At 66.2% G+C, this 23,980-nt stretch carries 23 protein-coding genes; 13 read left to right on the top strand and 10 right to left on the bottom strand.

All coding sequences use genetic code 11. The features are described from left to right. The first annotated feature begins 60 nt into the window (after positions 1-60). Positions 61-1,518, top strand: coding sequence for an LCP family protein (locus J2X01_RS00675; protein WP_310049569.1), 1,458 nt, complete (start codon positions 61-63; stop codon positions 1,516-1,518). 87 nt (positions 1,519-1,605) lie between these two features. Here J2X01_RS00675 and J2X01_RS00670 read toward each other — a convergent pair whose 3' ends face one another. Beyond that, a complete protein-coding gene (locus J2X01_RS00670) occupies positions 1,606-3,558 on the bottom strand; it encodes a M13 family metallopeptidase (RefSeq protein WP_310049567.1) in 1,953 nt (650 codons plus the stop codon). Between the two features lie 252 nt (positions 3,559-3,810). Between J2X01_RS00670 and leuA the strand changes: the two genes are divergently transcribed. The 3 genes from leuA (at position 3,811) to J2X01_RS00655 (ending at position 7,259) form a co-directional block, all read left to right on the top strand. Continuing rightward, positions 3,811-5,550, top strand: coding sequence for a 2-isopropylmalate synthase (gene leuA / locus J2X01_RS00665; RefSeq protein WP_310049566.1), 1,740 nt, complete (start codon positions 3,811-3,813; stop codon positions 5,548-5,550). 66 nt (positions 5,551-5,616) lie between these two features. Beyond that, on the top strand, positions 5,617-6,411 hold the full coding sequence (gene recO / locus J2X01_RS00660; RefSeq protein ID WP_374724900.1) for a DNA repair protein RecO: 795 nt from the start codon (positions 5,617-5,619) through the stop codon (positions 6,409-6,411). 20 nt (positions 6,412-6,431) lie between these two features. Beyond that, positions 6,432-7,259: an isoprenyl transferase gene (locus J2X01_RS00655; protein ID WP_310049561.1), complete on the top strand. Its 828-nt coding sequence runs from the start codon at positions 6,432-6,434 to the stop codon at positions 7,257-7,259. Positions 7,260-7,283: 24 nt separating this feature from the next. On the opposite strand, the gene J2X01_RS00650 is transcribed toward J2X01_RS00655, so the two are convergent. After that, positions 7,284-8,279 (bottom strand): alpha/beta hydrolase, encoded by a 996-nt coding sequence (locus J2X01_RS00650; RefSeq protein WP_310049559.1) that lies wholly within the window; start codon positions 8,277-8,279, stop codon positions 7,284-7,286. A 67-nt stretch (positions 8,280-8,346) separates the two neighbouring features. Here J2X01_RS00650 and J2X01_RS00645 point away from each other — a divergent pair, with 67 nt between their 5' ends. Further along, entirely contained in the window at positions 8,347-9,420 is a 1,074-nt protein-coding gene (locus tag J2X01_RS00645; RefSeq protein WP_310049556.1) for a quinone-dependent dihydroorotate dehydrogenase, read from the top strand. Positions 9,421-9,528: 108 nt separating this feature from the next. Here J2X01_RS00645 and J2X01_RS00640 read toward each other — a convergent pair whose 3' ends face one another. Further along, positions 9,529-10,128 carry a DUF3043 domain-containing protein gene (locus J2X01_RS00640; RefSeq protein ID WP_310049553.1) on the bottom strand — a complete coding sequence of 200 codons (600 nt, stop codon included), beginning with the start codon at positions 10,126-10,128 and terminating at the stop codon, positions 9,529-9,531. A gap of 106 nt (positions 10,129-10,234) precedes the next feature. Between J2X01_RS00640 and J2X01_RS00635 the strand changes: the two genes are divergently transcribed. The 5 genes from J2X01_RS00635 to J2X01_RS00615 all read left to right on the top strand — a co-directional run bounded on the left by J2X01_RS00635 (position 10,235) and on the right by J2X01_RS00615 (position 15,433). After that, positions 10,235-11,665, top strand: a complete 1,431-nt coding sequence (locus J2X01_RS00635) for a dipeptidase (RefSeq protein WP_310049552.1) — start codon at positions 10,235-10,237, stop codon at positions 11,663-11,665. A 172-nt stretch (positions 11,666-11,837) separates the two neighbouring features. Beyond that, a complete protein-coding gene (locus J2X01_RS00630; protein ID WP_024368088.1) occupies positions 11,838-12,227 on the top strand; it encodes a HesB/IscA family protein in 390 nt (129 codons plus the stop codon). Between the two features lie 200 nt (positions 12,228-12,427). After that, positions 12,428-13,300, top strand: a complete 873-nt coding sequence (gene ctaC / locus J2X01_RS00625) for an aa3-type cytochrome oxidase subunit II (protein WP_310049548.1) — start codon at positions 12,428-12,430, stop codon at positions 13,298-13,300. A 10-nt stretch (positions 13,301-13,310) separates the two neighbouring features. Further along, the gene (gene ctaD / locus J2X01_RS00620) at positions 13,311-15,035 is read left to right on the top strand and encodes an aa3-type cytochrome oxidase subunit I (protein ID WP_310049544.1); all 1,725 of its coding nucleotides are present in this window, start codon (positions 13,311-13,313) and stop codon (positions 15,033-15,035) included. Beyond that, a complete protein-coding gene (locus tag J2X01_RS00615; RefSeq protein WP_310049539.1) occupies positions 15,032-15,433 on the top strand; it encodes a cytochrome c oxidase subunit 4 in 402 nt (133 codons plus the stop codon). Before ctaD ends, J2X01_RS00615 begins: the two co-directional genes overlap by 4 nt. Positions 15,434-15,559: 126 nt before the next feature. Here J2X01_RS00615 and J2X01_RS00610 read toward each other — a convergent pair whose 3' ends face one another. Further along, positions 15,560-15,853 (bottom strand): HPr family phosphocarrier protein, encoded by a 294-nt coding sequence (locus J2X01_RS00610; protein ID WP_310049535.1) that lies wholly within the window; start codon positions 15,851-15,853, stop codon positions 15,560-15,562. A gap of 189 nt (positions 15,854-16,042) precedes the next feature. Here J2X01_RS00610 and J2X01_RS00605 point away from each other — a divergent pair, with 189 nt between their 5' ends. After that, positions 16,043-16,810, top strand: coding sequence for a GntR family transcriptional regulator (locus J2X01_RS00605; RefSeq protein WP_310050178.1), 768 nt, complete (start codon positions 16,043-16,045; stop codon positions 16,808-16,810). Between the two features lie 125 nt (positions 16,811-16,935). On the opposite strand, the gene qcrB is transcribed toward J2X01_RS00605, so the two are convergent. The 4 genes from qcrB to ctaE all read right to left on the bottom strand — a co-directional run bounded on the left by qcrB (position 16,936) and on the right by ctaE (position 21,313). Then, positions 16,936-18,615 (bottom strand): cytochrome bc1 complex cytochrome b subunit, encoded by a 1,680-nt coding sequence (gene qcrB, locus J2X01_RS00600; RefSeq protein ID WP_310049534.1) that lies wholly within the window; start codon positions 18,613-18,615, stop codon positions 16,936-16,938. Next, a complete protein-coding gene (gene qcrA / locus J2X01_RS00595; RefSeq protein WP_310049532.1) occupies positions 18,593-19,666 on the bottom strand; it encodes a cytochrome bc1 complex Rieske iron-sulfur subunit in 1,074 nt (357 codons plus the stop codon). Before qcrA ends, qcrB begins: the two co-directional genes overlap by 23 nt. A 103-nt stretch (positions 19,667-19,769) precedes the next feature. Then, complete coding sequence (gene qcrC, locus J2X01_RS00590; RefSeq protein WP_310049529.1) at positions 19,770-20,555, bottom strand: cytochrome bc1 complex diheme cytochrome c subunit; 786 nt, start codon at positions 20,553-20,555, stop codon at positions 19,770-19,772. Positions 20,556-20,638: 83 nt separating this feature from the next. Beyond that, positions 20,639-21,313 carry an aa3-type cytochrome oxidase subunit III gene (gene ctaE / locus J2X01_RS00585; RefSeq protein ID WP_445344430.1) on the bottom strand — a complete coding sequence of 225 codons (675 nt, stop codon included), beginning with the start codon at positions 21,311-21,313 and terminating at the stop codon, positions 20,639-20,641. A 112-nt stretch (positions 21,314-21,425) separates the two neighbouring features. Between ctaE and trpD the strand changes: the two genes are divergently transcribed. Next, complete coding sequence (trpD, locus tag J2X01_RS00580) at positions 21,426-22,484, top strand: anthranilate phosphoribosyltransferase (protein ID WP_310049522.1); 1,059 nt, start codon at positions 21,426-21,428, stop codon at positions 22,482-22,484. Between the two features lie 58 nt (positions 22,485-22,542). Here the strand turns inward: trpD and J2X01_RS00575 are convergent, their stop codons facing one another. Beyond that, complete coding sequence (locus J2X01_RS00575) at positions 22,543-22,824, bottom strand: Lrp/AsnC family transcriptional regulator (RefSeq protein ID WP_310049519.1); 282 nt, start codon at positions 22,822-22,824, stop codon at positions 22,543-22,545. 96 nt (positions 22,825-22,920) lie between these two features. Continuing rightward, the gene (locus J2X01_RS00570; RefSeq protein ID WP_310049515.1) at positions 22,921-23,358 is read right to left on the bottom strand and encodes a DUF3054 domain-containing protein; all 438 of its coding nucleotides are present in this window, start codon (positions 23,356-23,358) and stop codon (positions 22,921-22,923) included. Between the two features lie 124 nt (positions 23,359-23,482). Here J2X01_RS00570 and J2X01_RS00565 point away from each other — a divergent pair, with 124 nt between their 5' ends. After that, entirely contained in the window at positions 23,483-23,959 is a 477-nt protein-coding gene (locus J2X01_RS00565; protein ID WP_310049512.1) for a VOC family protein, read from the top strand. Positions 23,960-23,980: the final 21 nt, after the last annotated feature.

Raw genomic sequence — 23,980 nt, 5'->3', positions numbered from 1 at the left:
GCCCGGCACACGGATGACCCGGCGGTCGGGCCGGCACGGCACCTGGGCATTGTCCGCCGCATGCCCGGCTGGCTGAAGATCGGGACGGCCGTTGTTTCCGTCCTGCTGGTAGGAGTACTGGCCTTTGGCGGGTACTGGGTCATCCGCCTGCAGGGCAATCTCAACAAGGCGGCCCTGGGTGCCGGCAGCGAAAAGGCCGAAGGTACGGTGGACGAATCGCGGGACCGGATGCAGATCCTGGTCCTCGGCTCGGATACCCGCGACGGCAAGAACTCGCAATACGGCACGTCCGACGACGCCACCGGCTTCGGGCACTCAGACGTCATGATGCTGCTGGACATTTCGGCCGACAACAAGCGCGTCAGCGTGGTGAGTTTTCCCCGCGACCTGCTGGTGGACACGCCGAAATGCACCGACCAGAAATCCAAACAGGAATTTCCGGCGCAAACGAACGTGATGATCAACGCGGCGATGTCCGAAGCCGGGGTCGGCTGCGCCGTGGACACCGTCAACAAACTTACGGGTCTGGAGATCGACCACTTCATGATGGCCGACTTCAATGCCGTGAAGGAACTGTCAAACACCGTGGGCGGTGTTGAGGTCTGCATCAGCGACGCCGTGTATGACCCGGATTCGAAGCTGCGGCTCCCCAAGGGAACCTCCACGGTCCAGGGCGAGCAGGCGCTGGCCTTCCTGCGCACCCGGCACGCCTTCGCCGACGGCGGCGACCTCGGCCGGATCAAGGCACAGCAGGGCTTCCTGTCCGCCCTGACGCGGAAGATGAAGGATGACGGCACGATGTCCAACCCCGCGAAAATGCTGGAGATCGCCGACGTCGTCACCAGGAACCTGACAATCGACGAGGGCCTCGCTTCCATCCCGACGCTGCTGACGGTCGGGAACCGGCTGAAGAACATCGACGTCGGAAAGGTCGCCTTCGTCGCGGTACCGACGGTCCCGGCGGACATCGACCCGAACCGGCTGCAGGTGGCCGAGCCCGCAGCCTCGCAGCTCTTCGCGGCGATGCGGAAGGACATCGACCTGACGGACCCGACGGCGTCCCCCAGCCCGTCGGCGTCCCCGGACGCCAGTGCCAGCCCCAGTGCAGAACCGACGCCCAGTGAGACGGCCGCCGGCTACGACAAGGCGCTGCAGCAGGTCACGGTGGCGAATGGTTCCGGGGTTCCGGCGCGGACCCAGGAGATCATCCAGGCCCTCACCGCCGGCGGGTTCACCCAACTCGGCCAGCTGGCCGCCGCGCCCGTAGCGACGACCGCGGTCTACTACGGGGCGGGCTACGCCGATGTGGCCGCCGACGTTGCCGCGCTGCTGGGGATCCCGGCGACGCAAGTGCGGCCGGCCGCCGGCGTTGCCGGTGTCCAGGTCTATCTGGGCAGCGACCTGGTGGGCGGCACCCCGGGCGGGGACGTCCCGGTGCAGCTGCCCTCGGACATCGTCAACCAGACTGCCGGGGACGTTGTCTGCCAGCAGGCCAACCCGGCGCTCATCGTCCGGTAGCGCCGCCCGCACGGAAAAGGGCCGGTTGCGGGACAAGTTCCCGCGGCCGGCCCTCTTCCGTTGCCCGTATGTCGGCGTCGGCGGCGTCTACCAGATGCTGACGCGCTCGTCCGCGGGCATCCACATCCCGTCCTGCTCCGCAGTGCCGAAAGCCTCGTGGAAGGCGTCGAGGTTCGCGGCGATCTGGTTGGTGCGGAACTCGTTGGGCGAGTGCGGATCCGTGGCCAGCCTGCGGATGGCTTCCTCATTCCGCATGACCTGACGCCAGCCGGCAGCCCAGGATGCAAAGAAGCGCTGCACCCCGGTCAGGCCGTCCAACACCGGCTGCTCCTGGCCGTCCAGGCTGATCAGGTAGGCCTTGTACGCAATGGTCAGGCCGCCAAGGTCGCCGATGTTTTCGCCCAGGGTCAGTTTGCCGTTGACGTTGTGCCCCGGCGCAGCGGTGGGGGAGAGGGCATCGAACTGGGCCACCAGCTTGGACGTCAGTGCCTCGAAGGCGGTCCGGTCCTCCTCCGTCCACCAGTTGCGCAGCAGGCCGCTGCCGTCGTACTGGGAGCCCTGGTCGTCGAAGCCGTGGCCGATCTCGTGGCCAATGACGGCGCCAATGCCCCCGTAGTTAACGGCATCGTCGGCGTCGGCGGTGAAGAACGGCGGCTGCAGGATGGCCGCGGGGAACACGATCTCGTTCAGCAGCGGGTGGTAGTACGCATTCACCGTCTGCGACGTCATCAGCCACTTCTCCCGGTCCACCGGCTTGCCCACTTCGTCCAGGTGCCGGTCGATGTCGGCGCTGTGCGCGCGCTCCACGTTGCCCAGCAGGTCCGTCGGGTCGATCTGCACCGCGGAATAGTCGATCCACTTGTCCGGGTAGCCGATCTTGGCCCGGAAGGAATCCAGCTTCTTGAGCGCCTCGTGTTTCGTGTCCTCGCCCATCCAGGAAAGCCCGGTGATGGATTCGCGGTAGGCCTCGATCAGGTTTTCGACCAGGGACTCCATCCGGGCCTTGTGGGTTTCCGGGAAGTGCCGTGCCACGTAGATCTGGCCGACCGCCTCGCCGAGGGCCGCCTCGACGACGGCGACCCCGCGCTTCCAGCGGTCCTTGTTGCGCGGCGTGCCGCTGAGGGTGGTGCCGTAGAAGGCGAAGTTGGCGTCCACAACCGCGGCGGACAAGTACGGTGCGGCCGCACTGACGACGCGCAGGGCGAGCCATTCCTGCCAGACCGGCAGCGGCTCCGAGTCCAGCAGTGCAGCGGCCCCGGTGAAGAAGTCCGGGGTGCTGACGATCAGTTCGGCCCGCTTCTCCGGTGCAACCCCGGCGGCGTCGAACCAGGTCGTCAGGAGCGGGAAGAGCTGCGTCGCCTCATCGGCGGATTTCAGGTTGTAGGTCTTTTGCGGGTCGCGCAGTGTGACTTTGTCCCAGTGGTGTGAGGCCAGGACCGTCTCCAGCCGCACGACGCGGCCGGCCGCTTCCGCCGGCGCGGCGACACCGGCGAGGCTGAAGACCGTCTTCACGTGATCCATGTAGGCCTGGACCACCGGCGCGAACCTCTCCTCGCGGTAGTACGACTCATCCGGCAGGCCCAGCCCGGCCTGGCCGGTGTAGAGCAGGATCCGGTCCGGGTTTCCGGCGTCAGGGGCGGGATAGATGTAGAAGAGCCCGCCCACGTCCGCGCGGAACAGGCGCCCGGACAGGGCGACGAGTTCGGCCACCGAGTCCGTGGCGAACACCTCGTCGAGCCGCTGCCTGATCGGGTCCAGTCCCTTGGCCTCCACGGCGGCCTCGTCCATGAAGCTGTTGTAGAGGTCCCCGATTTTCTGTTCGATCCCGGTGGACTGCGCGCCGCGGGCGGCCGCGTCCTCGATGATCTCCTTGACCGCGAGTTCCGAGCCGTCCCGCAGGGCCGTGAACGTCCCCTCCAGGGGACGGTCGTCCGGTATCTCGGTGCTTTTGAGCCAGGTGCCGTTGACATGCTGGTACAGGTCATCCTGCGGGCGGACAGTGGAGTCGATGTTGGACAGGGCGATCCCCGAAAGTGGCACAGATACTCCTTTGGGAAGCAGCCCGGCGCGGCCGTGTTACGGGGTGCCGGTCTGCATGATGGACGTTACGCAACGTATGGCTCCTTCATCTTACGCACCGTGTTACTGTGAAATGGTGCGCGCAGAACTGCTTCTTCTTAGCTGCCGCAGCGAGGCCTCAGACGCGATCTAGCGCAAGGCCCATCCTCGCTGCGGAGTTTGTGTTGCCCGGCCACCCTTTCACCAGGAACCACAGAAAAGGCCCCGATTGTAATGCGAAACGCACAAAAGACCTCAGGAATGCCCGTCCACCGCTACGTCCCGTTCCAGGACCTGATCACGGTTGAACTGCCGGACCGCACCTGGCCGGACAAAGTCATCACCAAGGCCCCGCGCTGGTGCGCCGTGGACCTGCGCGACGGCAACCAGGCCCTGATCGACCCGATGAGCCCGGCCCGCAAGCTGAAGATGTTCCAGCTGCTGGTCCGGATGGGCTACAAGGAAATCGAAGTCGGGTTCCCCTCCGCCTCGCAGACGGACTTCGACTTCGTCCGGCAGCTGATCGAGGGCAACCACATCCCGGACGATGTCACCATCCAGGTCCTGACCCAGGCGCGCGAGCACCTGATCGAGCGGACCTATGAGTCCCTGGTCGGCGCGCGGCAGGCCATCGTGCACCTGTACAACTCGACGTCGGTCCTGCAGCGCCGGGTCGTCTTCAACCAGGACGAGGACGGCATCCTGGACATCGCCCTGCAGGGTGCGCGGTTGTGCAAAAAATACGAAGAGACCCTCCAGGACACCCACATCACCTACGAGTACTCGCCGGAATCCTTCACCGGAACCGAGCTGGAGTACGCCGTCCGGGTCTGCAACGCCATCGCCGACGTGTTCGAGGCCTCCGCCGACAGCCAGGTCATCATCAACCTGCCGGCCACGGTGGAAATGGCCACCCCCAATGTGTATGCCGACTCCATCGAGTGGATGAGCCGCAACCTGCACCCGCGTGAGGGCATCATCCTGTCCCTGCACCCGCACAATGACCGTGGCACCGGCGTCGCGGCCGCGGAACTGGGCTACCTGGCCGGCGCGGACCGGATCGAAGGCTGCCTGTTCGGCAACGGCGAACGGACCGGCAACGTGGACCTGGTGACGCTGGGCCTGAACATGTTCGTCCAGGGCGTCGACCCGATGATTGATTTCTCCGACATCGACGAGGTCCGCCGCACCGTGGAGTACTGCAACCAGCTGCCCGTCGCCGAGCGCGCGCCCTACGGCGGGGACCTCGTTTTCACCGCTTTCTCCGGCTCGCACCAGGACGCGATCAAGAAGGGCCTGGAAGCCCTCGAGAAGGACGCAGCCGCCGCCGGCAAGGACGTTGCCGACTACCCGTGGCAGGTCCCCTACCTGCCGGTCGACCCGAAGGACCTCGGCCGCAGCTACGAGGCCGTGATCCGGGTCAACTCCCAGTCGGGCAAGGGCGGCGTCGCCTACCTGCTGAAGAACGAACACAACCTGGACCTGCCGCGCCGCGCCCAGATCGAGTTCTCCGGGGTCATCCAGCGGCAGACCGACACCATGGGCGGCGAAGTCAGCGGCGCCCAGCTCTGGCAGGCCTTCCAGGATGAATACCTGCCCTCCGGCACCGCTGATGCGCAGTGGGGCCGCTACGCCCTCGGCCCGTTCAGCACCGAGACGGACGAGGACGGCTCCATGACGCTGCACGCGGCGCTCAAGGTCGACGGCACCGTGGTCCACCGCACCGGCACCGGCAACGGTCCGATCGCGGCGCTGCTGAGCGTCCTCCGCGAAGACGGCGTCGACGTCCGGGTGCTGGACTACAGCGAGCATGCCCTGTCCGAGGGCGGCAGCGCCCTTGCCGCGGCCTACGTCGAATGCGCCGTCGGGGAACGCGTGCTCTGGGGCGTCGGGATCGACGCCAACACGAGCACGTCCTCACTCAAGGCCGTCATCTCCGCCGTGAACCGGGCCATCCGGGACGCCCGCGCCTAAGCTGCCAGGCACTGCGCCGCCGGATCATCCGGCGGCGCAGCATTCCTGAAATGCGGCGTTTCCCCAATGGCAGCGTTTCCTGCTAGGACAGTGCGAAGATTAACCGTGGCCCAACCCTCCTCCTTTGCTTCCCGCGCGTACCGTGATGACGGCGTCGTGCTGCGAACCCACAAGCTGGGGGAGGCGGACCGCATCATCACGATCCTGACCAAACACCATGGCCAGGTCCGCGCCGTGGCCAAGGGCGTCCGGCGCACCAGCAGCCGCTTCGGCGCCCGGCTGGAACCCTTTATGGTTGCGGACCTGCAGCTGATTTCGGGCCGCACCCTGGACATTGTCACGCAGGCCGTCGCCAAGGGGGCCTACGGCGGCAACATCGCCGCGGACTACGGCCGCTACACCGTGGCCGCCGCCATGACCGAGACGGCGGAGAAGCTCACCGACGTCGACGGTGAAGCGGGCACCGCGCAATACAACCTCCTTGTCGGCGCCCTGGCCTCGCTGAGCCGCGGCGACCATACCCCCGAACTCATCCTCGATTCCTACCTGCTCCGCGCCCTCGCCACCGGCGGCTGGGCGCCGAGCTTTACCGACTGTGCCCGCTGCGGGGCCCGCGGGCCGCACACCGCGTTTTCGGCACCGCTCGGCGGCATGGTCTGCGCCGACTGCCGGCCGCCGGGGTCACCGGCCCCCGCCGCGGAAACTGTCCGGCTGCTCGGCGCACTGCTGACCGGAGACTGGACGACGGCGGACGCGTCCGTCCCCGTGCACCGGCGCGAGGCCGCCGGCCTGGTGGCCAGCTACCTGCAGTGGCATCTGGAGCGTGTCCTGAAATCCCTCAAACATGTGGAGCGAACGTAACTGTGGCGTTGGGTAAAACTGTGGCGTTGGGCAAAAAGAAAAATCCGGTCCGGCAGCGGAGCACCCCCGTCGTGGGCCCGTATCCGCACCCCTCCGGGGCCGTCCCGCCGGCCATCCCGGCGGAGTTCATTCCGCGGCACGTCGCGATCGTGATGGACGGCAACGGGCGCTGGGCCAACCAGCGCGGACTGCCGCGGATCGAAGGCCACAAGGCGGGGGAGCCCGCCCTGCTGGACGTGATGGCCGGCGCGATTGAGCTCGGCATCGAGTATGTCAGTGTCTATGCCTTCTCCACGGAAAACTGGCGCCGCTCGCCCGAGGAGGTCCGCTTCCTGATGGGATTCAACAAGGACGTGCTGCGCCGGCAGCGCAACCAGCTGGATGAGTGGGGCGTCCGGATCCGCTGGTCCGGCCGGCGGCCGCGGCTGTGGGGCTCGGTGATCCGGGAACTGGAGGAGGCCGAGGACTTCACCCGGGGCAACAGCACCTGCACGTTGAACATGTGTGTTAACTACGGGGGGCGCGCCGAAATAGCCGACGCGGTCTCCGCGATCGCGGAAGAGGTGGCGGCCGGGAGGCTCAAGCCGGGCGCCATTACCGAGAAGACGATCCAGAAATACCTGGACGAGCCGGACCTGCCGGATGTCGACCTGTTCCTGCGCAGCTCCGGCGAGCAGCGGCTCTCCAACTTCATGCTCTGGCAGTCGGCCTATGCCGAGTTTGTCTTTATGGACACGCTCTGGCCCGATGTGGACCGGCGCACCTTGTGGGACGCCGTGGAGGTTTATGCCCAGCGGGACCGCCGGTACGGCGGAGCGGTTGACGCGGCCCCCGCCGGCCCGGCCTGACCCGCGGCGGCACCACGGGAACTATTAAGCGGAGCCGTCGTCGTCAAGCACATACGCGCGGAGCCAGCGGGCCAGCCGGGCGTACGCGTCGCCCCGGACCCGCGGGGCGGACAGGAACACGTCATGCAGGGCTCCGTCGATCCGTTCCAGCGTGACCGTGCGGCCCAGGCTGAGGGCGCGCAGCGCGATGGTGTTGACGTCCAGCACCGCGTCGGTCCGCCGCATGGATTCGTTCCAGAACATTCCGTTGGCGCTGGCCCCGGAGATCAGCACCAGGATGGGGACGTCGATTTTCAGCCCCCGGGCGACCTGCGCCTGGCCGGAGAGGACAGCGCTGAGCCAGCCGGCCCGGACGGGAAACGCCCGGGGCGGGCGGTAGTTGTCATCGAGCGTCCATTCGCCCTCCGCGGCGCTGCTGATGCTCCGCCAGTAGAACGAACGTTCCGGCAGACGGATGATGGCTTCGGGCCGGAACCGTGCGAGCGGTTCCACCATGGTCCGGGCCGCACGGCGCACGGCAGGACTGCCGTGCATTTCCAGCCAGGGGCTGTCCAGGATCAGTTGCGCGACCACCCCCGGGTGCCGGTGGGCCCACAGCGCGGCGATCAGCCCGCCGGTGGAATGCCCCATCAGCGCCACGGATGGCGCGGGTTCCGCTTCGGGTTGCAGCGCGGCGATGATCCCGATCGCCGCGGTGATCTCGGCGTCGTAGTCGTCCAGGTCCGCTACGTAGCCGCCGTGCGTGCCGGCGTGGAGGCTCCGCCCGTGGTTGTGCATGTCAAGGGCGAAAAAACTGAAACCCTGGCCGGTCCAGAATTCCGCGAGCTCCTCGTTGAAGAAGTAGTCGCTCCAGCCATGCAGGAACAACACGGCCCGGGGCCGGCGAACGCCGGCTGCCCCCTCGTCGGTGCCGCCGCAGTGCCGGATCAGGGTCGCGGTGCGTTCGACGCCGTCCGGGCCGGCCGCCGGGAAGGTGCAGGCTTCGAAGTCATCCCCGAGGATGTCCGGTACCCATTCCATGGCTTCATGCTAGCCCCCGGGGACGTGCCGGTTTGGTCTGGACCGCCGGAACCGCAAAACTAGAGCAATGCGCGTATATCCGACTTTCTTCCGGCTGGCCTTTTCATGGATGGACGCCGAACGCGCCCACAAAATCGGTTTCAAAGCCATCCGGCTCGTCCACTCCTGCGGCGCCGGACGGGTGCTGCAGCAAATCACTGCACCCGCGGCGTCACTGCAGACCCAGGCGTTTGGCCTGACGTTCCCCTCGCCGTTCGGCCTGGCGGCCGGCTTCGACAAGGAGGGCCACGGCATCGAGGCCCTGGCCGAGCTTGGCTTCGGCCACGTGGAGGTCGGCACCATCACCGGCCAGGCCCAGCCCGGCAACCCCGCCCCGCGGCTCTTCCGCCTGGTCCAGGACCGGGCCGTGATCAACCGGATGGGCTTCAACAATGACGGGGCCGCCGCCGTGGCGCCCCGGCTGAAGTCCGCCCGGGCGGCCCTGCAGCGCCGCCACCCGGGTGTCCGCCCGGTGATCGGGGTCAACATCGGCAAGAGCAAGGCCGTGGACCTTGAGGACGCGGTGGCGGACTACCTCATCAGCGCCCGCAGCCTGGCCCCCGCGGCCGACTACCTCGTGGTCAACGTCAGCTCCCCGAACACCCCCGGCCTGCGGCTGCTGCAGGATGTGGAAACCCTGCGCCCGCTGCTCACGGCTGTGGGGGAGGAGGCGGACAAGGCTTCCGGGCGCCACGTTCCGCTGCTGGTCAAGATCGCCCCGGACCTCAGTGATGAGGACATCGACGACGTCGCGCGCCTGGCCCTGGACCTGAAACTCGACGGAATCATCGCCACCAACACCACGATCGCCCGCACCGGGCTCTCCTCCGGCCCGGACACCGTTGCCGCCTGCGGCGCGGGCGGCCTGTCCGGCGCGCCCCTGAAGCGGCGGTCGCTGGAAGTGCTGGCCCGGCTCAAAGCCGCAACCGGCGGCAGGCTGACCCTGGTGTCGGTGGGCGGCGTCGAGACGGCGCAGGACGTCCAGCAGCGGCTCGACGCCGGCGCCACCCTCGTGCAGGGCTACACCGCGTTCCTTTACGAAGGTCCGTTTTGGGCTGCCCGCATCAACCGGCTGCTGGCGAAGCACCCGTCCCGGCGCTGAGCCCGGCAGCGGCCCCGCGGGCTCCGGAACCCCCGGACCGACCGCTAGCGTACCGGGACGACAAAGCCCCCGGCAGCGAGTCTGCCGGGGGCTTCTTGTCCAGTGGGGTCAGGCGGGGAATTCGCCGCGCTTGACGAGGGGCTTGGGCATGCGGAGGCGGCGAAACTGCAGCGAGCGCATGGAGCCGTACCAGACGGTCCCGCGCTCCACGTCGCCGAACTTCTGCTCCAGGCGCTTCTTGAGCTTCCGGGACAGGATGAACACGTCGACGAACACGGCCAGGAACATCACCCAGAACCCGCCCAGGACGTAGATCATCTGTTCGCTGGAGGCCGGGACGATGAGCGAAACGATCACGAAGATCAGGGCGCCGAACATCAGGTACTCGCCGAGGCTGAAGCGGGCGTCCACGTAGTCCCGGGCGAAGCGCTTCTGCGGGCCCTTGTCACGCAGCGGCAGGAACTTTTCGTCGCCGGTGTCCATGGCCTGCCGCATCTTGAGCCGCTGCTCCTGGACGGCTGCGCGCTCAGCGGCCTTGGAGGCCTTGCGGTCCTCCGGCACGAGCGGCCGCTTGCGGGCGGCCACCTGTGCGCTGCGCTTGGGCGTGGGCGCGCCCTTGCCGGTGGTGGAGTCCCGGGCTACTGCCCCGGCCGCCTGCTGGTCAACTCTGTCCTGCGCCGTTGGCGCTTCTTTTTTACGTCCGAACACCCCTACAGAATACCCCGCGGCGGTGTGCGCGAGACCCCGCCCACACTGCGGGGAACGCCCCGCGGCCCTGTTTGAGGTGATCCGCGACACGGGTAGTGTTCTGGCCATGACTCCATTACCCGCGGGGAACCCGCAAACCGCATCAGCCCGTGTCGGAAACGTCGACACCGAGGCCCTCCGCCAGGCCGTCACCGCATCCTTCGACACCACGATCGCCCGGTTGAAGGACCTCGTCGCCATTCCGGGCATCGCCTGGCCGAGTTTCGACCCCGCCCCGCTGAACGCCAGCGCCGACGCCGTCGCGCAACTGGTCCGGGCCAGCGGCTTCGAGGACGTGCGGATCCTGCGCTGCGATAAGGCAGACGGGACGCCCGGCGGACCCGCCGTCGTCGCACGCCGCCCCGCCGCCGCGGGCAAACCGACAATCCTGCTGTACGCGCACCACGACGTGCAGCCCACCGGCGACCTGGCCCTCTGGGAGACGGAACCGTTCACCGCCGTCGAACGCGACGGGCGTCTCTACGGACGCGGCGCGGCGGACGACAAGGCCGGCATCCTGGCCCACATCGCTGCCTACGCGGCCGTGACCCAGGTGCTGGGGGACGACCTTGGCCTCGGCGTGACCTTCTTCTTCGAAGGCGAGGAGGAAGCGGGCTCCCCGACGTTCCGCACCTTCCTCGAAACCCACCGGGAACTGCTGCGCGCCGACGTGATCGTCGTCGCCGACTCCAGCAACTGGAAGGTCGGCATCCCCGCGCTGACCACAAGCCTCCGCGGCCTGGTCGACGGCACCATCGAGGTCCAGGTCCTCGACCACGCCGTCCATTCCGGCATGTTCGGCGGCCCCGTGCTGGACGCGCCGACCCTGCTTTCCCGGCTCATCGCCACCCTGCACGACGATCAGGGCAACGTTGCGATCGCCGGCCTGGTCAGCCGCGACGACGTCTCCGTTGACCTCTCCGAAGCGGAATACCGCGCCGACGCTTCGGTCCTCGACGGCGTCCGGCTCGCCGGCACGGGAACGATCGCCTCCCGGCTGTGGACGAAACCGGCGCTGTCCATCATCGGCTTCGATGCCCCGGCCGTGGACGTCGCCTCCAACACCCTCCTGCCCCGGGCGCGGGCGAAGTTCAGCCTGCGGCTTGCCCCGGGCCAGGACCCGGCGGAGGCCATGGACGCGGTCCGCTGGCATCTGGAAGCCAACGCGCCGTTCGGCGCCCGCGTGGTCTTCACGCCGGGGGAGAGCGGCAGCGCCTTCCTCACGGACACCTCCTCCCGGGCCGCCGGCATCGCCATGTGGGCGCTCGGCGAAGCGTGGGGCGTCCCGGCCGTGGAGACAGGCATCGGCGGCTCGATTCCCTTCATCTCCGACCTGACCGAGCTGTACCCGGACGTGCAGATCCTGGTCACGGGGGTCGAGGATCCCGATTCGCGGGCGCACAGCGCCAACGAATCACTCCACCTCGGGGACTTCCGCAACGCCATCGTGGCCGAGGCGCTGATGCTGGCCCGGCTGAATGAGGACGGGCTCGCCTGAAGCGACCGGCCGGGGCTGGTTCCCAGGGAACATCCAGCCGGCCCGGACGGTTACGTCAGGAGTTAGAGCTACAGGGCTGATCGACGTAGCATGTAGCTATAGCCCGTACCGTACAAGTAGGGGCGGGTGCCGCGGAAGCGGCGCCGCCACCACCGTCGTCAGAAGGTAGGCCATGAGCACTACAACCAATGAAAACAGCGCCGACACCACCGCCACGGCGGGCGAGGAACTGGCCACGCACGAGGTCAAACTGACCGACGTCGCGGCCGGCAAGGTCCGCAGCCTGCTCGAGCAGGAAGGCCGCACCGATCTGCGACTCCGGGTGGCCGTGCAGCCTGGCGGTTGCTCCGGCCTTATCTACCAGCTCTACTTCGATGAGCGGCTCCTCGACGGAGACGCTGTCCGGGACTACGACGGCGTCGAAGTTGTCGTCGACAAGATGAGCGTCCCGTACCTCAGCGGTGCCAGCATCGACTTCGAGGACACCATCTCCAAGCAGGGCTTCACCATCGATAACCCCAACGCCGGCGGCTCCTGCGCCTGCGGTGATTCCTTCCACTAAGGCCGGGCAAACTGCCCGGCCTTAGTGCCGCAGAACCCCTAACGATCGGGACCGGCAAAAAGGTCCCGACGCACGGCGTGGACATGTGGGCGAAAACTCGCGGGGAGCGGTAAGCTCTACACCGAGTAGTAAAACTTTTAGTGTGCCCTGAACGCCATTTTCCGGCCCGGGGCGACAGCAACAAGTAGGAAGGGCCGTCTGTGAGTTCGCAGAACCGAACCGGCAGCCGACGCAAACAGATCACTACGATCACTGGCTTGGCACTCGCCGGCGCGTTGGCTTTGACTGGATGTTCACCAGAGGTACAGAAAGGGTGGTTGCCCACTGAGCGTGGCACCACCAACCACACTGACCGCATCATGGACCTCTGGGTCAACTCATGGATTGCCGCGCTGGCCGTGGGTGTTATTACCTGGGGCCTGATGATCTGGTGCATCGTCGCCTACCGGCGCCGCAAGGGCACCGTAGGGTTTCCCCGCCAGAACAGCTTCAACCTGCCCCTGGAGGTCTTCTACCTGACGATCCCGCTGTTTATGGTCCTGGTGTTCTTCTACTTCACCGACCGTGACCAGCAGGCGATCGACAACCGCTCCGTGCCCGCCGACGTCGTCGTTGACGTCCGCGGCAAGCAGTGGGCCTGGGACTTCAACTACATAAAGGGCAACGTGATCCGCGAGGATGTCCACGAAGCCGGCGTCCAGGCGCATCTCACCGGCGAGGCAGTGGACAAGGAAAAGCTGCCCACCCTGTACCTCCCGGTCAACAAATCGGTTGATGTCGAGCTGAACGCCCGCGACGTCATCCACTCCTTCTGGGTCCCCGCCTTCCTGCAGAAGCGCGACATGATCCCCGGAAAGACCAACTACATCAGGTTCACCCCCACCAAGGAGGGGACCTACGACGGCAAGTGCGCCGAACTCTGCGGCGAATACCACTCCGAAATGCTGTTCCGCGTGAAGGTCGTTTCCGACGCCGAGTTCCAGGCGCACCTGGAAAAGCTTCGCCAGGACGGCAACACCGGCCTGCTCGGCGAAGAGTACGACCGCAACCCGGCCCCGACCGAAACCAAGTAAGGGGAGCGACGTGGCAACTACCTATTCCCAGCCCACCGGGATCCTTGAGGCTCCCGTAGTACCGAAGTCCAAGGGACGCATCGTCGTCAACTGGATCACCACCACCGACCACAAGACCATCGGGTACATGTACCTGATCGCGTCGTTCGTGTTCTTCTGCTTCGGCGGAGTCATGGCGCTGCTGATCCGCGCCGAACTGTTCGAACCCGGCATGCAGATCCTGCAGACCAAAGAGCAGTACAACCAGCTCTTCACGATGCACGGCACCGTGATGCTGCTGATGTTTGCGACCCCGTTGTTCGCCGGCTTCGCGAACGTCATGATGCCGCTGCAGATCGGCGCCCCCGACGTCGCCTTCCCGCGGCTGAACGCGCTGGCCTTCTGGTTCTTCCTCTTCGGCTCCACCATCGCCGTGTCCGGCTTCATCACCCCGCAGGGTGCGGCATCGTTTGGCTGGTTCGCATACGCGCCGCTGTCCAACACGACGTTCAGCCCGGGCGTCGGCGGTGACCTTTGGGTCTTCGGCCTGGCGCTCACCGGCTTCGGTACCATCCTCGGCGCGGTCAACTTCATCACCACGATCATCTGCATGCGTGCCCCCGGCATGACCATGTGGCGGATGCCGATCTTCACCTGGAACATCCTGGTCACGTCGATCCTGGTCCTGATGGCCTTCCCGCCGCTGGCTGCAGCCCTCTTCGCGCTCGGCGCGGACCGCCGCTTCGGAGCCCACATCTTCGACCCGGAGAACGGCGGCGCCGTCCTCTGGCAGCACCTGTTCTGGTTCTTCGGACACCCCGAGGTCTACATCATCGCCCTGCCGTTCTTCGGCATCGTCTCGGAGATCTTCCCGGTCTTCAGCCGCAAGCCGATCTTCGGCTACAAGGGCCTTGTCTACGCTACGATCTCCATCGCCGCGCTGTCCGTGACCGTGTGGGCCCACCACATGTACGTCACCGGCTCGGTCCTCCTGCCGTTCTTCTCCTTCATGACAATGCTCATCGCCGTGCCCACCGGTGTGAAGTTCTTCAACTGGATCGGCACCATGTGGCGGGGTTCCATCACCTTCGAAACCCCCATGCTGTGGAGCATCGGCTTCCTGGCGACGTTCCTCTTCGGCGGCCTGACCGGCATCATCCTGGCCTCCCCGCCGCTGGACTTCCATGTCTCCGACTCCTACTTCGTGGTGGCCCACTTCCACTACGTCGTCTTCGGCACCGTCGTGTTCGCGATGTTCGCCGGCTTCTACTTCTGGTGGCCGAAGTGGACCGGCAAGATGCTCAACGAACGCCTCGGCAAGATCCACTTCTGGATGCTGTTCCTCGGCTTCCACGGCACCTTCCTCATCCAGCACTGGCTGGGCGTCGAGGGAATGCCCCGCCGCTACGCGGACTACATGCCGCAGGACAACTTCACCTGGATGAACCAGTTCTCCACCTACGCCTCCTTCCTGCTGGGCGCCTCGCTGATCCCGTTCTTCTGGAACGTCTACATCACCTGGCGCAGCAACGAACGCGTCACGGTTGATGACCCGTGGGGCTTCGGCGCCTCCCTCGAATGGGCAACCTCCTGCCCGCCGCCGCGGCACAACTTCACGTCGTTGCCGCGGATCCGGTCGGAGCGTCCGGCCTTGGACCTGCACCACCCCGAACTCTCCCAGTCATACACCGCCGACTTTCCTGCCCCGGCAGCAGCCGTGCTGGGTAACGCCGACCAGAAGGATCAAGCCCAGTGAAAATCGAATCAAGGCTTTTTGGATTCGGAGCCTTCTTCTTCTTCCCCGTCTCAGTGATCTACGGATTCCTGACCGGCTGGACTGAGTGGGTCGGCATCCTGGGCGTCCTGCTGCTCGGCGGCCTCTCCCTCATGGTCGGCGCGTACCTCGCGTTCACCGCGAAGCGCGTCGGGATGCGTCCCGAGGACCGCAGCGACGCGGAGATCCACGAGGGCGCCGGCGAGCAGGGCCACTTCAGCCCCTGGAGCTGGTGGCCGCTGGTCCTCGGCCTGGCCTGCGCCGCAGGATTCCTCGGCCTGGCCGTAGGATTCTGGATCGTCTACATCGCGGCCGGTCTTGCCCTCGTCGGTTTGGTCGGCTGGGTCTACGAATACAGCCGCGGAGACCACGCGCACTAACGTCCGCAAGGACTCTTACCGAGTCAACTACGACGGCGGGCCCCACCAAATGGTGGGGCCCGCCGTCGTTTGCTGCTGCAACAGCGCCAAGCATGCCTGCGCGGCTCCGGAAGGGCTGTCCGGCGCTCAGCGGGACCGGGCCGACTCCAGCAGTGCGCGAAGGCCGTCCAGGGCCTTCTCCACGTCCTCAGGGCTGTAGCGGACCGGGACGGCCTCGGCGGCCACGGCCAGCTGCACCACGCAGCCGAAGTGGAAGTCCTCGGTCATGACTTCGAGCAGGGAGCGGGCGTCGACGCCCGCTCGGCCGTCCTTGCTGATGGTGACAGGCAGCCCGGTTTCATGGACGGCGCGGACAAAGAGCGCCGCGGGCCGTGCGTGCAGTCCGATGGGGGCCTGCACAATTGCGTTCCGAACGGGCAACGGGACATCCTTGTCTCTCATCGATTTTGTGCTGCCGGCGGGATACCGGCGGATTAAATCCTAGCCGGGGCCGCGGTTCCGGGCGAACCGAGACGGCCGGGTGGTCTAGACCTGCCGCCGGGGTGGCTTAACCTTGAGGTATGACTCATTCCGTAAGGCCGTGCAGTGGCGCCCTCTAACGCGGCAGGTATGGCCGGCGAGATCGACCGGAACAACGGCACGCCCATTTATGTCCAGTTGCGGGAAATCCTTAGGGCCCACATCGTGAAAGCCTGCCCGCCGGGCTCGGCGCTGCCCTCCGAGCGGGACCTCGCGGAGCGCTTCGGACTGGCCCGGATGACCGTGCGCCAGGCCATCGATGCGCTCGTCGGCGAGGAAGTCATTGAACGGGTGGTCGGCCTGGGAACCTTTGTCCGCAAACCCAAACTGGACCTTCAGGTCAAGCTGACCTCCTACAGCGAGGAAATGCAGCGCCGCGGCATGGTACCGGCCGCCAAGGTCCTCAGCTTCGAGCAGATCGGCGCCAGCGCCTTCCTGGCCCGGGAACTCCAGCTGGAGGAGGGGACGCCGCTGGTCCGGTTCCGCCGCCTCCTGCTTGCGGATAACGAACCCATGAGCGTGGACGAGAATTTCATCCCCGCCCACCGGGTGCCCGGCCTGCTCGATGGCGAACCGCCGACGTCGCTGTACAACGTGCTGAGCGAGCGCTTCGGACTGGTGATGGAGTGGGGGGAGGACATGATCGAGGCGACGGCCGCCTCTCCGTCGACGGCACGCCTGCTCAACGTTGAAGTGGGATCGCCGCTGCTGAAGATCCAGCGCCACGCCTTTGTGGCCCGGGCCATGGTGGACTATTCGGTGTCCTATTACCGGGCCGACCGCTACAAGCTGTGGGTGCCCCTGCAGCGGCCCGGCGTCCGCCCGACACGCAACTACGCCTCGGGGTACCGCCCGTAGCAGGAAACGGGGGCCCAGGCCCGCCGTTCCGCTGGTCCCAGGACCCGCCGTTCCGCTGGTCCCAGGATACGCAGAAAGGCCCGGTCCTGATGGACCGGGCCTTTCTGCGTGATCATTCCAGCCGGTTAGTGGCTGAGCGTCTTCTGGGTCTCGCCAGACTCGATCGCCTCGTGTTCGCCGTGGTGGCCATGGGCCGCCGCAAGCTCAGCGGGCGTCGCCGGGGCAACCCGGTCCTCGAAGAACCACTTCGAAAGCTTCGCGCGGCGCTTTTCCTTGCCGTCGACGACGCCATGGGCGTTCGGCTCAGCGGCAAGCGGCGACGGCGACTCGAAGCCGACGAGCTTGTAGCGCTTGTACTCGTCCAGCGGGGCGTGGACCTCGATGAACTCGCCGTGGGGCAAACGCACGATGCGGCCGGTTTCGCGGCCGTGCAGGGCAATCTCGCGGTCCTTGCGCTGCAGGGCCAGGGCAATGCGCTTCGTGACGATGAAGGCGATGACCGGGCCGACGAAGAACAGTGCACGCAGCCAGTACGTCACATCGTTCAGCGACACGTGGAAGTGCGTCGCGATGAGGTCCGAGCCTGCCGCTGCCCACATCACGCAGTACCAGACAAAACCAGCCATGCCGATTGCCGTGCGGGTCGGAGCGTTCCGCGGACGGTCCAGGACGTGGTGCTCGCGGTTGTCCTTGGTGATCCAGCGTTCAATCCACGGGTAGGTGAACAGAACGGTGAAGATGATGCCCGCCGGCACCAGGGCCGGGAGCAGGACGTTGAACGAGAAGACCTGCCCGAACCAGACCTGTTCGACGCTCCAGTTGCCGATGGTGCCCGGCATCAGGCGGAGTGCGCCATCCACGAACCCGATGTACCAGTCAGGCTGGGTGCCCGCCGAAACGGGGGAGGGGTCGTAGGGGCCGTAGTTCCAGATCGGGTTGATGGTGAAGAAGCCCGCCATGAGGGCGACAACACCGAACACGATGAAGAAGAAGCCGCCGGCCTTGGCTGCGTAAACCGGGCCCAGCGGGTAACCGACAACGTTGCCGTCGTTCCGTCCCGGGCCGGGGTACTGGGTGTGCTTGTGCACGACCACCATAAAGAGGTGCAGCACGATCATCAGGAGGATGAGTGCCGGCACCAGCAGGATGTGGAGCATGTACAGCCGGCCGATGATCACCGTGCCGGGGAATTCCCCGCCGAAGAGGAAGAACGAGATGTACGTTCCAACCACCGGGATGGACTTGATCACGCCGTCGATGATGCGCAGGCCGTTGCCGGAAAGCAGGTCATCGGGGAGGGAGTAGCCGGTGAAGCCGGCAGCCATCGAGAGGATGAGCAGCACGCCGCCCACCACCCAGTTCATTTCGCGGGGCTTGCGGAAAGCGCCGGTGAAGAACACGCGGAGCATGTGGACGGACACCGAGGCGACGAACAGCAGCGCGGACCAGTGGTGGACCTGGCGCATGAACAGACCGCCGCGGACGTCGAAGGAGATGTCCAGCGACGAGCTGTAGGCCACGGACATTTCGACGTTCCTCAGCGGAGTGTAGGAACCCTGGTAGTGCGTCTCCGCCATCGAGGGGTCGAAGAAGAACGTCAGGAACGTGCCCGAGAGCAGCAGGATGACGAACGAGTACAGCGCCACTTCACCGAACATGAATGACCAGTGGTCAGGAAAGACCTTGCGGCCGAATTCGCGGAGGATCCCGGAGCCGCCGACGCGCTCGTCAACGAAGTTCGTGATGCGGCCGCCCTTGGTCTTGGCGACGAAGGCGGGGGCATTAGGCGTTGATGTTGCGCTCATGCTGCACACGCTCCCAATAGCTAGGTCCAACAGGTTCATGGAAGTCGCTCGTGGCGACCAGGTAGCCCTCGGAATCAACCGCGATTGGCAGCTGCGGGAGAGGACGGCTGGCCGGACCAAAGATAACCTTGCATTGCTGGGTCAGGTCGAAGGTTGACTGGTGGCACGGGCACAGCAGGTGGTGGGTCTGCTGCTCGTACAGGGCAACAGGGCAACCGACGTGGGTGCAGATCTTGGAGTAGGCAACAATTCCGTTGTAGGCCCAGTCCGCCCGGCCGGGGGAGGGGTGGAGCTCCTCCGGGTTCAGGCGCATGAGCAGGACAACAGACTTGGCCTTCTCATTCAGCTTGCCTTCGTGCAGTTCGTTCAGGCCTTCCGGGATGACGTGGAAAGCTGAACCGATGGTCACGTCGGCGGCCTTGATGGGGGTGCCGTCTGGATCGCGGGCGAGCCGCTTGAGCCTGCCGTCCGGGGCCGGTGCCCACATGGTGTGCGCCAGGGCGTTGTCGGGACGCGGACCCAGGTCACCGAAGACGGCGAGGGCCGGCAGGGGAGCCAGCGCCACGGCGCCCAGGAGGGTGTTGCGGATCAGCGGGCGGCGCTTGATGCCGGTTTCCTCGACGATGTCGTCGACGATCCGGACAGCGGCCTGGCGGTCATCCTCGGTGCGGATGGCATGGCGCTCTTCCGAGACTTCGTGGTCCGGCATGAGGGCCTTGGCCCAGTGCACGATTCCGGTGCCGATGCCCAGCATCGCAAAGGCGGTGCCGAGTCCCAGCAGCGCGTTTTGCAGCCGGATGGTCGCGATCGTGCTGTCATCTCCCAGATCGATGGCGAAGTACGCCACCAGGAAGATCAGGGTGCCAACGACCGACGTCCCGAATAGCAGGGCTACCTGCCGTTCGGCTCGTTTTGCGGCCTTCGGGTCCGTGTCAGCCAGGCGCAAACGGTGCGGAGGGAGTCCAGGATCCTGGAACTTCTCCACCTCATTCTGACCAGCCGTAGCTACGGTGCCCGAGTGGTTCGGACTGCCGTCACTATGGTTGCCCATAATTCGCCTCATCCCTCTCTCGTCTCGGCGAGTGCCGAGTTAGCTTTCAATTTTAAACTGCTGACGGTTCAGCAGAAAACATATACAGGTGCAACAGGTGGGCTTAGGACGTCCGGGACGTAAGCCAGATGGTGAAGGCAATGATGACGCCCAGCCCGGCGATCCAGACAAACAGACCTTCAGACACGGGACCCAAGGAACCCAGGTCGGCGCCGCCGGGTGAACCGTTGGCCTCGATCTGCTTCAGGAAGGTGATGATGTCGCGCTTGCCCTCGGGGGTGATGTTGGCGTCGTTGAAGACCGGCATGTTCTGCGGGCCCGTGACCATCGCTTCATAGATGTGCTTGCCGGACACGTCCGCCAGGGCCGGAGCGAACTTACCCCGGGTCAGCGCACCGCCGGCAGCGGCGGCGTTGTGGCACATGGCGCAGTTTACGCGGAACAGCTCGCCGCCGGCGGCGGCGTCGCCCTTCTCATCGAGGACACCTGCCTCCGGGATCGACGGGCCGGGGGCGAGTGAAGCGACGTAGGCGGACAGCTGGTGCGTCTGCTCTTCATTGAACTGTGCGGGCTTCTTGTAGGCCTGCGGTCCGTTCATCTGCATGGGCATACGCCCGGTGCCGACCTGGAAGTCAACGGCGGCAGCGCCGACGCCGACCAGGGAGGGGCCGTCTTTGGACCCGCTGGCGCCCATACCGTGGCAGGTGGCGCAGTTGGCGGCAAAGAGCTTGCCGCCTTCCTCTGCGTCATTGGTGCTGAAGCTGGTGGTGGCCTTGGCCTGGTTGACGGTGCTGGCAACGGCGTACAGCCCGCCAGTGACCAGGAGGCCCATCAGCAGCAGCGCTATTGCTGCCAGAGGGTGACGTCGCTTCTGCGAGAGTGCCTTCACGTGGTGGTTCCTTTTTTCGATCCTGCGTCGGCTCCGGGAGCCGCGTTTTGAAATCCTGGCTCTTGTAAAAGAGTCAGGTCTGGCTACTTGAGGACGTAGATGACCAGGAAGAGGCCGATCCAGACGACGTCGACGAAGTGCCAGTAGTACGAGGTGACAATCGCTGAAGTTGCCTCGAAGTGGCCGAACTTCTTCGCTGCGAAGGATCGGCCCATGATCAGGAGGAAGGCAACCAGGCCACCTATAACGTGCAGGCCGTGGAAGCCTGTGGTGATGTAGAACGCCGAGCCGTAGGCGTTGGAGGAGAGCGAGACATGCTCGGAAACGAGCATGGCGTACTCAGTCGCCTGGCCGGCCACGAAGATGGAACCCATGACGAAAGTCAGGGTGAACCATTCGTTCATTCCCCAGCGGGTGAAGCTGAGGCGGCCACCGCTTCGACGCGGCTGGAGCCGCTCAGCGGCGAAGACGCCCATCTGGCAAGTAAAGGAACTTGCCACGAGGACGATCGTGTTTACGAGCGCAAAAGGGAAGTTGAGCTTGGCTGTCTCTTCTGCCCACATCAGTCCGGAAGTCGAACGGAGTGTGAAGTACATGGCGAAGAGACCGGCGAAGAACATCAACTCACTGGACAGCCAGACAACGGTTCCAACAGAAACCATGTTCGGGCGATTCAGCGTCGGGTGCGCCGGGGTACTGGGGGCATGGGTCGCAGATGTCACATAGACATTATGTCTATAAAACTCGCTCCTGCCCAACGCAAACCGCGTTTTCGGGGGACTTTTTCTACAAAGACGCGAATTCGCGCGGAAAAGTTCCCGGCGGCGTTCACATTGGTCATTGCAGGGCGCACCTCGATAGCATCGGAACGTGACTTCTCAGGCATCTGCACAGGCGGCAGGCAACACCTGGCCGCGGCTTATCAACGCCCTCATTAACGGTACTGATCTCACTACCGGCAACACAGAGTGGGCGATGAACTCGATCATGGCAGGAGAGGCCTCGCCCGCCCAGGTGGCCGGATTCCTGGTGGCCCTGCGGTCCAAGGGCGAGACCGTGGACGAGCTCGCCGGCCTGGTCGAAGCGATGATCGCGCACGCGAGCCCTATTGATATAGCAGGGCAGAAGCTCGACATCGTGGGAACCGGCGGGGACCAGCAGAACACGGTCAACATTTCCACCATGGCCGCGCTGATCGCCGCCGGTGCCGGCGCCAAGGTGGTTAAGCACGGCAACCGTGCGGCGTCCTCCACGTCCGGTTCGGCGGACGTCCTGGAGGCGCTGGGCGTCCGGCTGGATCTGCCGATTCCGCGCGTGGCCCTCAACGCGGAAGAGGCAGGTATTACCTTCTGCTTCGCCCAGGTGTTCCATCCCTCGATGCGGCATGCCGCGGTCGCGCGCCGTGAACTTGGCGTGCCCACGGCCTTCAACTTCCTGGGTCCCATGATCAACCCCGCCCACGTGCAGGCCTCGGCAGTGGGTGTCGCCAATGAGCGGATGGCCCCGCTGGTGGCCGGGGTGCTGGCCAAGCGCGGCAGCCGCGGGCTGGTGTTCCGCGGGAATGACGGGCTCGATGAACTGACGACCACCGGTCCGTCCCGCGTGTGGGAGATCCGGAACGGCGCGGTGAGCGAGGGGATGTTCGAGCCGGGCGATCTGGGCATCCGGCGGGCAACCCTGGAGGAGCTGCGCGGCGGGGACGCCGCTGCCAACGCCGCGGTCGTTCGTACCGTGCTCGCGGGTGGCCACGGTTCCGCGCGCGATGCCGCACTGCTGAACGCCGCTGCCGGTCTGGTGGCCTTCGATCTGGACGCCGTCGGTCCGCTGACCGAGCGGATGGCCGCCGCCTTCAGGCGGGCGGAACAGTCCATCGAGTCCGGTGCCGCCGCGGCCGTACTGGACCGCTGGGTCGCGCTTTCACGCAGCTGAGTCGTTGCCGGCGGCGTACCGGCCGCGCGGCTCCGCTGCCGGCCCGGCCCGCCGGGCGCTACTGTTCGAAGCCGAGGGCGAAGGCGGCGTCCAGGTCATGCTGGGAGTATGCGCGGAAGGCAATCTGGGTGGTGGTGTGGACAACGCCGGGAACCTTGGAAAGTTTGTCCGCGATGACGTCCGCGAGATCGTCATGCTTGGGAACCCGGGCCACCGCGATAAGGTCCCACTCGCCGGTTACGGAGTAGACCTCGCTGATGCCCTGGATGGCGGAGATTTCTTCCGCGGTCTCCGGGATGCGGGAAGCGTCTGTCTTAATCAGGACGAAAGCGGTGACCACGTGTGAACCTTTCCGGATCTGTTGCGCCGTTGCCGGCCAGGCTAAGCTCCCGGATGGTACTTCCGGGCCCGGCCATGTCCCTGCAAGCCTAGTCCATCAGGCCCTGCCGCGGCGTGTGTTGCGCCGCCGGACAACTGCGGCCAGCAGGCGGTATCCCAGCAGGAAAAGCCCCAGGCTGAGCAGGGCCACAATGACGAACGGAAGGACCACCACCTGGCCGGTGGCGGCTCGCAGAAGCATGCCAACCGTGACCGCTCCCAGCCAGACGCCGACGCCGGCAGGCCAGACGGCCAGCGGGGAGCGCCACAGCCTCAGGGCCAGCCAGGCCAGTGCCCCGCCGGCGAGGAAGGGCCAGGCAGTGGCAAACACGCCCGTGATGATGTCCCCGCGCTGGTGGGCGTCCCGGCCGATGGCGGCGAAGAGAAGAATCAGGGCGGCGTCGGCGCCGGCGGCCAGTGCCGCGGTCCGCCTGCCCGCTGCAGCGGGCGATCTTTTCGCGGCGGGTCGGGGGAGCGGCGGTGTTGAAGAAGGCATGCCTCCTAGCCTAGCGGGGCAGGCCGTTGTGCCCGCCAAGCTGCCGGACTAGGCTCGGGCTGAAAAACCCGCACGGCCGCCGGACACCACCCGGCGGCACGGGCCGAACGGACGAGGATGCGCTATGGCCGAGAAAATCACCACCTGCCTGTGGTTCGACAACCAGGCGGAGGAAGCCGCCGAGTTCTACGTTTCCATCTTCGACGGCGGGAAGCTGCTGGACGTGTCCCGTTACGGGGAGGGCGGACCCGCACCGGCAGGCCAGGCGATCACCGCACGGTTCGAAATTGAGGGCCGAACCTTCACCGCGCTAAACGGGGGACCGGCCTTCACCTTCAACGAGTCGATCTCGTTTGTCATTGACTGTTCCTCCCAGGAGGAAGTCGACCGCTACTGGAACGCACTCAGCGCGGGTGGCTCCGAAAGCCGATGCGGTTGGCTCCAGGACCGGTACGGGGTCTCGTGGCAGGTGGTCCCCTCGGTTTTGGGCCAGCTGATCGGCGGCCCCGACCCCGAGGGTTCCCAACGCGCCATGCAGGCCATGCTGGCGATGCAGAAGCTTGACATCGCGGCGCTGCAGAAGGCCTACGACGGGCGCTGAGCCGGGGGGAACCGGCCCGGA

This window comes from Arthrobacter ginsengisoli (assembly GCF_031456935.1).
Classification (GTDB): Bacteria; Actinomycetota; Actinomycetes; order Actinomycetales; family Micrococcaceae; genus Arthrobacter; species Arthrobacter ginsengisoli.
This window is presented reverse-complemented; position numbering and strand designations above follow the sequence as displayed.